The 7545-nt window shown below is 74.1% G+C and carries 5 protein-coding genes; 1 reads left to right on the forward strand and 4 read right to left on the reverse strand.

Going from position 1 to position 7545, the window contains the following annotated elements; translation table 11 throughout:
• Positions 1 to 71: 71 nt before the first annotated feature.
• The 4 genes from HZS56_RS16705 to nsdA all read right to left on the reverse strand — a co-directional run bounded on the left by HZS56_RS16705 (position 72) and on the right by nsdA (position 6099).
• Positions 72 to 2519 (reverse strand): [protein-PII] uridylyltransferase, encoded by a 2448-nt coding sequence (locus HZS56_RS16705; protein WP_216721482.1) that lies wholly within the window; start codon positions 2517 to 2519, stop codon positions 72 to 74.
• Between the two features lie 87 nt (positions 2520 to 2606).
• Positions 2607 to 2945, reverse strand: a complete 339-nt coding sequence (locus HZS56_RS16710; protein WP_216721483.1) for a P-II family nitrogen regulator — start codon at positions 2943 to 2945, stop codon at positions 2607 to 2609.
• Complete coding sequence (locus tag HZS56_RS16715; protein WP_216721484.1) at positions 2942 to 4288, reverse strand: ammonium transporter; 1347 nt, start codon at positions 4286 to 4288, stop codon at positions 2942 to 2944. Before HZS56_RS16715 ends, HZS56_RS16710 begins: the two co-directional genes overlap by 4 nt.
• Before the next feature lie 314 nt (positions 4289 to 4602).
• On the reverse strand, positions 4603 to 6099 hold the full coding sequence (gene nsdA, locus HZS56_RS16720; RefSeq protein WP_216721485.1) for a transcriptional repressor NsdA: 1497 nt from the start codon (positions 6097 to 6099) through the stop codon (positions 4603 to 4605).
• Positions 6100 to 6545: 446 nt separating this feature from the next.
• On the opposite strand from nsdA, the gene HZS56_RS16725 reads away from it, so the two are divergent.
• Entirely contained in the window at positions 6546 to 7217 is a 672-nt protein-coding gene (locus HZS56_RS16725; protein WP_216721486.1) for a bifunctional DNA primase/polymerase, read from the forward strand.
• The last annotated feature ends 328 nt before the right edge of the window (positions 7218 to 7545 follow it).

Raw genomic sequence — 7545 nt, forward strand, 5'->3', positions numbered from 1 at the left:
GAGAGCGGACGGGGACGGAAGCTCCGCGTGGGCGGGGAGCGCGCCCGGCCGGCCACCGGGCGACCGGGGGGTCACCCCCGCAGTGCCTCCTCCAGCTCCCGGGCCACGGCCGCCGCCTTGTCGTCCGGCAGCGGTGCCCTCACCTCCTGGGTCACGTAGAAGGCGTCCACCGCGTTCGCCCCCAGGGTGCTGACGTGCGCGCTGCGCACCCGCACCCCTGCGGCCTCCAGCGCCCGCCCGATGCGGAGCAGCAGCCCCGGCGCGTCCTGGGCGCGGACCTCGATCACCGTGGCGAGCCGGGAGGCGGCCGGGGCGACGCGCACGCGGGGCGGGGGCGGTTCCACTCCCCGGCGCCGGGGGTGTGCGGCGTCCCGCTCGGCGAGCCGGGCGGCGATGTCGAGGGTGCCGTCCAGGGCCCTGACCAGGTCGGCCCGGAGCCGGGCGGCCTGCGGCAGGGAGCCGTACTCGGCGGCGACCCGCCAGTCCAGGAGCAGGACGGAGCCTTCGACGCCCTGCGGCAGCGGCAGGGACCGCAGCTCGGCGGTGCGGACGGTCAGCCGGTGCGTCGCCAGGACCCCGGCGACCGCCGGGAGCACGCCCTCCTGGTCGGGTACGGCGATCAGCAGCTCCACGCCGAGCGGCTCGGGACCGGCGGCGCCCGGAGGCTCGGCCGCCGGTTCCGCACGGGCCCGCAGCGCCAGGACCGGCCCGCCGGTGCGGAAGGCCTCGACGGCGAGGCGCTCCTGCTCGGCGGTGGGCGCGGCCGCCCCGGGTTCCTCGGGCTCGTCGCCCGCCAGCACCGCCGTGGCCCGTCGCACCAGGTCGGCGACGAGGGAGCCGCGCCAGGACGACCAGGCGGCCGGCCCGGTGGCCAGTGCGTCCGCCTCGGTGAGGGCGTGCAGGAGTTCCAGCGTGTGTGCGGAGCCGACGGCGCCGGCGACCGCGCGCACCGTGGCCGGGTCGTCGAGGTCGCGCCGGGTGGCGGTCTCGACGAGCAGCAGGTGGTGGCGTACGAGGGTGGCGAGGACGGCCGTGTCGGCGCGGTCGAAGCCGATGCGGGCCGCCACGTCCCGGGCGATGGTCTCGCCGGCCACGGAGTGGTCGCCGGGCCAGCCCTTGCCGATGTCGTGCAGCAGCGCGGCGACCAGGAGGAGGTCGGGGCGGTGCACGCGGCGGCTGAGGCCGGCGGCGCGGACGGCGGTCTCGATCAGGTGCCGGTCGACGGTCCACACGTGCACGGCGTTGCGCTGGGGGCGGCAGCGGACCCGCTCCCAGTCGGGGAGGAGGCGGGTGACCAGGCCCTCGGCCTCCAGCGCCTCCCAGACCTGCACGGTGGGCCGGCCCGAGCCGAGCAGGGTCACCAGCTGCTCCCGTGCCTCGGCGGGCCAGGGGGTGGGCAGGGGGCGCGCGGTGGCCGCCAGGTGCCGTATGGCGTGCGGGGAGAGCGGGAGTCCGGCCTGTGCGGCGGCGGCCGCGGCACGCAGGGGGAGCACGGGATCGCGTTCGGGGCGTGCGGTGCGGGCGAGTACCACCTCGCCGTCCTGTTCGACGACGCCTTCGGCGAGCGGGGAGCGTTCGACGGCGCGTTTGCCGCCGTTCATCATGGCGCGCAGCCGGGGCCGTACGGAGCGTGCGCGCAGGACGCGTCCCACCTCGCGCCAGGTGACGTCGCCCGCGTAGGAGATGACGCGGGCCGCCTCGTAGATCTGCCGCAGCAGCGCGTCGGCGTCCAGCGTGCCCAGTTCGGCCGCCACCTGGTCCTGCTCCTGCAGCGCCAGCCGGTCGGTGGCCCGGCCCGTCGCCAGGTGGAGTGCGTCGCGTACGTCGAGCAGTCGGCGCCGGGCGTCGGCGAGGCCTTCGCGCGGGGCGTCGGCCAGCCAGGAGGCGGCGACGGCGCGCAGGGCGGTGGCGTCGCGCAGGCCGCCCCGGGCCTCCTTGAGGTCGGGTTCGAGCAGGAAGCGCAGCTCGCCCTGGCGTTCGGCGCGGTCGGCGCAGAGTTCGCGGAGTTCGGGGAGGCGTTTCGCGGCCTGGTTGCGCCAGTCGGCGAGGACGGCGGTGCGCAGGGAGGCGGTGAGCGTGCGGTCCCCGGCGAGGTGGCGGGCGTCGAGGAGGCCGAGGTGGACCTTCAGGTCCTCGCCGGCCGTCTTCCGGGCCTGTGCCGGTGTGCGTACGGAGTGGTCGAGGTCGAGGCCGAGGTCCCAGACGGGGTACCAGAGGCGGTCGGCGAGGGTGGCGACGGCCTTGGCGTCGCTCCCGTCGTGCAGCAGGAGCAGGTCGAGGTCGCTGCGCGGGGACAGTTCGCCGCGCCCGTAGCCGCCCACCGCGACGAGCGAGGTTCCGCGCGCCCCGGTGGCGCCCGCGTCGAAGAGGCCGGTCAGCCAGTCGTCCGTCAGTGCGGCGAGGGCGGAGCGGCGCGGCGGCCCGGGCCGCGTCCCCTCGGTGAGGAGGCGCAGCCGGGCCGCCGCGTAGCCGCCGGGTCCCGAGTCCTCTGCTTCTTTCGTCACGTCCGTACGCGTCACCCGGCGACTCCCGTTCCGTTCCCGTGCCTCACGGCCTCCCGGTGCTGCCGCGGAGTCTCCCCGGCGTCGCTCTCGGAGGCCGTCGTGTCAGAGCGCGTCCGGACCGCGCTCGCCGGTCCGCACCCGTACGGCGGTGTCGACGGGGACCGACCACACCTTGCCGTCGCCGATCTTGCCGGTGCGGGCCGCCTTGACCACCACCTCGATCAGCTGCTCGGCCTCGTCGTCCTCGACCAGGACCTCGACGCGGATCTTGGGCACCAGGTCGACGGTGTACTCGGCGCCCCGGTAGACCTCCGTGTGGCCGCGCTGGCGGCCGTAGCCGCTGGCCTCGGTGACGGTCAGGCCGTGCACTCCGAAGGCCTGGAGGGCCTCCTTGATCTCGTCGAGCCGGTGGGGCTTGACGACGGCGGTGATGAGTTTCATGCGTCCACCTTCCTGTTCTCGGCCGGCGCGGAACCGGAGGAGCCCGGCGTGGCGGTCGTCCGGGCGGCACCGCCGCCGGCGCCGCTGTGGTCGTACGCGGTCTCGGCGTGTTCGGCCTGGTCGATGCCGGCCACCTCGACGTCCTCCGGTACCCGCATGCCGATGGTCTTGTCCAGCAGGAAGGCGAGGACTGCGGAGACGACGAGGGAGTAGGCGAGCACGCCGAAGACACCGGCGCACTGCTTCCAGAACTGGTCGAGGCCGCCGCCGTAGAAGAGGCCCTCGACGTCGGACTGTCCCTTGCCGCTGGCGAAGAAGCCGATGAGCAGCGAGCCGAGGATGCCGCCGACGAGGTGGACGCCGACGACGTCGAGGGAGTCGTCGTAGCCGAAGCGGTACTTCAGGCCGACGGCCATGGCGCAGACCACACCGGCGATGACGCCGACGGCGATCGCGCCGAGCGGGGAGACGGCGCCGCCGGCCGGGGTGATGGCGACCAGGCCGGAGACGGCGCCGGAGGCCGCGCCCAGGGTGGTGAAGGCGCCGTGCCGGATCTTCTCGTAGGCGAGCCAGCCGAGGACGGCGGCGCCGGTGGCGACCTGGGTGTTGACGAACATCAGCGCGCCGACGCCGTCGTCGTTGCCGAGCCAGGATCCGGCGTTGAAGCCGAACCAGCCGAACCACAGCAGGCCAGCGCCGAGCATGACCAGCGGCAGGCTGTGCGGGCGCATCGGGTCCTTCTTGAAGCCGACCCGCTTGCCGATGACGAGGATCACGCCGAGTGCCGCGGCGCCGGCGTTGATGTGGACGGCCGTGCCGCCGGCGAAGTCGATGACGCCCAGCTCGAAGGCCCAGCCGCCGGCGCCCCAGACCCAGTGGGCGACGGGGAAGTAGACGACGGTGGCCCACAGGGCGATGAACAGCGCCCAGGCGGTGAATTTGACGCGGTCCGCGAGGGCGCCGCTGATCAGGGCCGGGGTGAGGATGGCGAACATCATCTGGAAGACCACGAACACGAAGAGCGGGATCGTTGTCCCGTCCCACAGCTCGGTCAGGCCGATGTCGCTGAGCCCGACCCAGTCGGAGTTCCAGCCGACGACACTGCCGGAGTCGGTGCCGAACGCCATGGAGAAGCCGTACAGCACCCACAGGACGGTGACGATGCCGAGGCTGATGAAGCTCATCATCAGCATGTTCAGGGTGCTCTTGACGCGGACCATGCCTCCGTAGAAGAAGGCGAGGGCGGGCGTCATGAGCATCACCAGGGCGGAGCAGATGAGCATGAAGCCTGTGTTGGCGGCAGAGAGCTCCGTCTCTGCGGCGAGCGTGATGGCTGGGGCCATCGGCGTCTCCTCGTCGTTGGTACGGCCCCGTGCGGGCGAAGCCTGGGCGGGACTGAGGGGCGGGCCGGTTATGCGCCAAGACATTGGCGCAGCACGGTTTCCGTGGGCGCCCCGCGTTGTTTCGCCGCCGTGACGAAGGCGCCGTGCGTGTTACGCGTGGATGAACGGCCGGACACGGGACCGCGCGGCCGTGCTCGTGGCGGGGCGGTCCGTGCCGGGACGTGGACCGGCCGCGGCGGCCTCCTGATGACCTGGCATGGGGGAGCCGAGTCGGGCAGTTCGGGAGGGCCGGCCGCGGCCGGGGTCGGTGGGTGTCAGACGGCTTCGGCGGTCTCCGGCAGCTCGACGGCGAGTCGCTCGGTGAGGTCGACCACCTCACCGAGGTCGCCGAAATCGCGTACGGCCGTGTCGACGGTCTTGCGGATGCGGGTGTTGACGCGTTCGGAGCGGACCTTCTTGGCGATGCGCATGGCCTCGGCGGCCAGGACGGTGCTCTCCTCGGGTTCGCGGTGCAGCAGGTGCACGGTGGCCATGCCGATGAGGTTGAGCGCGTAGGAGCGCTGGTGTTCCTCGTCCTCGGCGAACAGCTCGACGGCCTTGCGCATCAGGGGGTCGGCGAGGGAGGCGTAGGTGGGGCTGCGGCCTGCCACGTAGGCGAGGTCGCGGAAGGAGTGGCTGTTCTCGCCGTGGAGCTCGGCCTCGGAGAAGAAGCGGATCCAGTCGGGGTCCGGCTCGTCCCACTCGTCGGCCTCGGCGAAGGTGTCCTCGGCCATGCGCACGGCGCGCTTGCAGCGGCCTGGCTGTCCCATGTTGGCGTAGGCGCGGGCCTCCATGGCGTACAGCATCGACTGGGTGCGGGGGCTCGCGCAGTCCCGGCTGCCGTACTGCGCGAGGTGGACCAGTTCCAGGGCGTCGTCAGGCCGGCCCAGGTGGATCATCTGGCGGCTCATGCTGGAGAGGACGTACGAGCCGAGCGGCCGGTCCCCCGCTTCCTTCGCGGCGTGCAGGGCGAGCACGAAGTACTTCTGGGCGGTGGGCTGGAGGCCCACGTCGTACGACATCCAGCCGGCCAGCTCGGCCAGCTCGGCGGCGACCTTGAAGAGTTTGGCCCGGGTGGTCTCTGCCTGGGGTTCCTGGAGCAGGTCGGTCACCTCGTGCAGCTGGCCGACCACGGCCTTGCGGCGCAGGCCGCCGCCGCACTGGGCGTCCCAGCGGCGGAACATCACCGCGGTGGACTCGAGGAGCTCCAGCTCGGGCCGGGACAGGCGGCCGCGCGAGCGGGAGGCGGGCGCGGTGTCGCGGCCGGACGCCGGGGTGGCGGAGGGCGCGGGGACGAGCCAGCGCTGCATGGGTTCGACGAGGGACGGGCCCGCGGAGAGGGCCAGCGAGCTCCCGAGGAAGCCGCGCCGCGCCAGCATGAGGTCGCTGCGCGAGAACTCGCTGAGCAGGGCCACGGTCTGCGGGCCCGTCCAGGGGAGGTCGACCCCGGTCGCGGAGGGCGTGGGGCGGGTGGAACGCAGGCCCAGGTCCTCGACGGAGACGACGACGCCGAAGCGCTCGGAGAACAGCTCGGACAGGATGCGCGGGATCGGCTCGCGCGGGTTCTCCCCGTCGAGCCAGCGGCGCACCCGGGAGGTGTCGGTGGAGATGTGGCCGGCGCCCAACTGGCGGGCCCGGCGGTTGACCTGGCGGGCCAGCTCGCCCTTGGACCAGCCGCTGCGGGCGAACCACGAAGTGAGCAGCTCGTTCGGGCGCTTGTCGGGGTGCGACGCGCTTCCCGCGCTCGTACCGCTTCCGCCGTTGCCGCTCACTGGAACGCCCCCATCCCTGAGACCACCTGCCGCCGAGTGCGCCAAGCCTTATCAGAATGCCGGTGGTTGAGGCCTTCCGTCCGGCGCTTGCCACCCTTCGAACGGAAAACCGGATTGCCTCCGGCATACCCACAAGTGCATGTGCCCCGCGGCGCCATGCACACAAAGTAGCCTCGCGATCACTCTTCCAGCCATGGCGATTACGGAATCGCCACCATTCGCCACCCCTTCGAATGAACTGACGGCCGCCGGTACGCGATTCACTTGACATAGGCCGCCCGGGAGCCGGTGCACCGGTGCACACCGGGGCGTGCGCGGTCGGACTCACCACCTCGGAGTGCTTCCGTCCGCTGCCTGAACCGCGCCGGACTGGGGAGGTGGAAGCAGAGAGTCACGTTTCACGTCCACTGCGTAACCGCCGCTGAGTCGGACCCGTTGGAGGGGGCATGGGCTTCACGATCGGCATCGGCAGCAGTCGGGGCATGCGCGAGCTTCGGCCCGGTGCGCGCCGTCGCGGCCGCGCCTGCGAAGGCACCACGGTGGCCGAGTTCACCGGGCTGTGGGGCTGGGACGTGGTCCCGGGCGCCCGGGCGGCGGGGGGTTCCTGCTCGTGCGGCCGCCCCGACTGCCCCGCCCCGGGCGCCCACCCGCTGGACTTCGCGCCCCGGGTGCCGGCCGGCGCGACCCTGGGCGAGGCGAGCGAGGCCTGGGCCCAGTATCCGGGCGCCGCGGTGATGCTGCCGGTCGGGCGGTCCTTCGACGTCATCGAGGTGGCGGAGCCCGCGGGGCTGCGCGCGCTGGCCCGCCTGGAGCGGATGGGGCTCCCGCTCGGCCCGGTCGCGGCGACACCGCAGGGCCGCGCCCACTTCTTCGTCGCCCCGGGTGCCGCCGCCGAACTGCCCCGCCTCCTGTACCGCATGGGCTGGGACGACCCGTCCGCCCTCGACCTGCGCGGCCTCGGCCCCGGTACGCACGTCACGGCTCCGCCCTCCGACCGCGGCGGCCTGGGCGCGGTGCGCTGGCTGCGCCCCCCGGCCCTCGACTCGGCCACCCGGCCGCCGGCGGCACGGCTGCTGCTGGGGACGCTGGCGTACGTGGCCCACCGGTCGCGGGCGTAGGGCAGGCGCACCGGTCGCGGCCCGCGTAGAACAGGCCCCGGTCGCGGGCGTGGAGCAGGCCCGCGCGCGGACCACCGCCGGCAGGTACCGGCGACCGCATCCGCCGGGCCCGGGCGACCGCATCCGGTACGTCGAACGGCCCGGTCCGTCCACGGCACTGGAGGCACGCGCCCCGGCGCGAACCGCCCACGCGCGCTCCTGCAACGGTCCGACACGCCCCTCCGCACCCCGCGCGCTCCACGCCCGACGGCAGGACCGGCGGCAGGACCGACGGCAGGACCGGCGGAAGCCAGGAGGCAGACGGCGGGAGGCGGGAGGCGGGAGGCGG

Origin of the sequence: Streptomyces mayonensis, assembly GCF_018982965.1 — a bacterium.
Classification (GTDB): Bacteria; Actinomycetota; Actinomycetes; order Streptomycetales; family Streptomycetaceae; genus Streptomyces; species Streptomyces mayonensis.

Coding starts and splice junctions, on each gene's coding strand:
- HZS56_RS16710 (WP_216721483.1), bottom strand. CDS start 2,945: ATGAAACTCATCACCGCCGTCGTCAAGCCCCACCGGCTCGACGAGATC.
- HZS56_RS16715 (WP_216721484.1), bottom strand. CDS start 4,288: ATGGCCCCAGCCATCACGCTCGCCGCAGAGACGGAGCTCTCTGCCGCC.
- HZS56_RS16725 (WP_216721486.1), top strand. CDS start 6,546: ATGGGCTTCACGATCGGCATCGGCAGCAGTCGGGGCATGCGCGAGCTT.